Source organism: Weissella cibaria KACC 11862 (genome assembly GCF_000193635.1).
Classification (GTDB): Bacteria; Bacillota; Bacilli; order Lactobacillales; family Lactobacillaceae; genus Weissella; species Weissella cibaria.
The window spans coordinates 1-2,548 of sequence record NZ_AEKT01000040.1 but is presented as its reverse complement, the minus strand read 5'-3'; the positions used below and the strand labels follow the sequence as shown (position 1 = coordinate 2,548).

1 rRNA gene is annotated in these 2,548 nt (G+C 51.6%); it reads right to left on the bottom strand.

Going from position 1 to position 2,548, the window contains the following annotated elements:
• Nucleotides 1-36: 36 nt before the first annotated feature.
• Nucleotides 37-2,548, bottom strand: a 23S ribosomal RNA gene (locus ESE_RS0108845); the annotation flags it as partial.

The window sequence follows — 2,548 nt, the reverse complement described above, 5'->3', positions numbered from 1 at the left end:
TCAAACTTCGTTTGAGCCTTACACCACGTTTTCAACTTGGTTAAGTCCTCGAACCATTAGTACTAGTCCGCTCCATGCGTCGCCGCACTTCCACTTCTAGCCTATCTACCTCATCATCTCTGAGGGGTCTTACTTCATAAAGAATGGGAAATCTCATCTCGAGGCGAGTTTCACACTTAGATGCTTTCAGCGTTTATCTCATCCGTACATAGCTACTCAGCGATGCTCCTGGCGGAACAACTGATACACCAGAGGTACGTCCACCCCGGTCCTCTCGTACTAAGGGCAGCTCCTCTCAAATTTCCTACGCCCGCGACGGATAGGGACCGAACTGTCTCACGACGTTCTGAACCCAGCTCGCGTACCGCTTTAATGGGCGAACAGCCCAACCCTTGGGACCGACTACAGCCCCAGGATGCGATGAGCCGACATCGAGGTGCCAAACCTCCCCGTCGATGTGGACTCTTGGGGGAGATAAGCCTGTTATCCCCAGGGTAGCTTTTGTCCGTTGAGCGATGGCCCTTCCATGCGGAACCACCGGATCACTAAGCCCTACTTTCGTACCTGCTCGACTGGTAAGTCTCACAGTCAAGCTCCCTTGTGCCTTTACACTCTGCGAATGATTTCCAACCATTCTGAGGGAACCTTTGGGCGCCTCCGTTACCTTTTAGGAGGCGACCGCCCCAGTCAAACTGCCTGCCAGACACTGTCTTCCACCACGCTTAGTGGTGCGAGTTAGAGTGGTCATACAACGAGGGTAGTATCCCAATGATGCCTCCACCGAAACTAGCGTCCCGGTATCAACGGCTCCTACCTATGCTGTACAAGCTGCACAAACACTCAATATCAAGCTACAGTAAAGCTCCATGGGGTCTTTCCGTCCTGTCGCGGGTAACCCGCATCTTCACGGGTATTTAAATTTCACCGAGTCTCTCGTTGAGACAGTGCCCAGATCGTTACGCCTTTCGTGCGGGTCGGAACTTACCCGACAAGGAATTTCGCTACCTTAGGACCGTTATAGTTACGGCCGCCGTTTACTGGGGCTTCAATTCGTACCTTCGCCGAAGCTAAGCACTCCTTTTAACCTTCCAGCACCGGGCAGGCGTCAGCCCCTATACGTCATCTTACGATTTTGCAGAAACCTGTGTTTTTGATAAACAGTCGCCTGGGCCTATTCACTGCGGCTCAGCTTTCGCTGAGCACCCCTTCTCCCGAAGTTACGGGGTCATTTTGCCGAGTTCCTTAACGAGAGTTCACTCGCTCACCTTAGGATGCTCTCCTCGACTACCTGTGTCGGTTTGCGGTACGGGCAGGTAAACACTAACTAGAAGCTTTTCTCGGCAGCGTGACATCACGGACTTCCCTACTTTATTTCGGTCCTCATCATAACTTGTCCTTAAAAGATAAAGCATTTAACTCGATCTAAGACTCATTATTTAACCCAGCATATCCAGCAGCTGGGATCCGTTAGCCTTCTGCGTCCCTCCATCGTTCAAACATGTTCACCTGGTACAGGAATCTCAACCTGTTATCCATCGACTACGCCTTTCGGCCTCGCCTTAGGTCCCGACTAACCCTGGGAGGACGAGCCTTCCCCAGGAAACCTTAGTCATACGGTGGACAGGATTCTCACCTGTCTTTCGCTACTCATACCGGCATTCTCACTTCTAAGCGCTCCACCAGTCCTCACGGTCTGACTTCATCGCCCTTAGAACGCTCTCCTATCGCGCCACTTACGTGGCACCCGTAGTTTCGGTGGTGTGTTTAGCCCCGGTACATTTTCGGCGCAGAATCACTCGACTAGTGAGCTATTACGCACTCTTTAAATGGTGGCTGCTTCTGAGCCAACATCCTAGTTGTCTATGCAACTCCACATCCTTTTCCACTTAACACACACTTAGGGACCTTAACTGACGATCTGGGCTGTTCCCCTTTCGACAATGGATCTTATCACTCACTGTCTGACTCCCGGACATACGTGATTGGCATTCGGAGTTTATCTTAATTTGGTAACCCGAGATGGGCCCCGCACCAAAACAGTGCTCTACCTCCAACACGCTACATTCCGAGGCTAGCCCTAAAGCTATTTCGGAGAGAACCAGCTATCTCCAAGTTCGATTGGAATTTCACCGCTACCCACACCTCATCCCAGCATTTTTCAACATGCACGGGTTCGGGCCTCCAGTGCGTTTTACCGCACCTTCACCCTGGACATGGGTAGGTCACCTGGTTTCGGGTCTACAACAACGTACTAATTCGCCCATTTCAGACTCGCTTTCGCTACGGCTCCGGTCTTTCCACCTTAACCTTGCACGTTATCGTAACTCGCCGGTTCATTCTACAAAAGGCACGCTATCACCCATTAACGGGCTCTAACTTCTTGTAGGCACATGGTTTCAGGAACTTTTTCACTCCCCTTCCGGGGTGCTTTTCACCTTTCCCTCACGGTACTGGTTCACTATCGGTCACTAGGGAGTATTTAGCCTTGCGAGATGGTCCTCGCGGATTCCGACCGGATTTCACGTGTCCGGCCGTACTCAGGATCCTG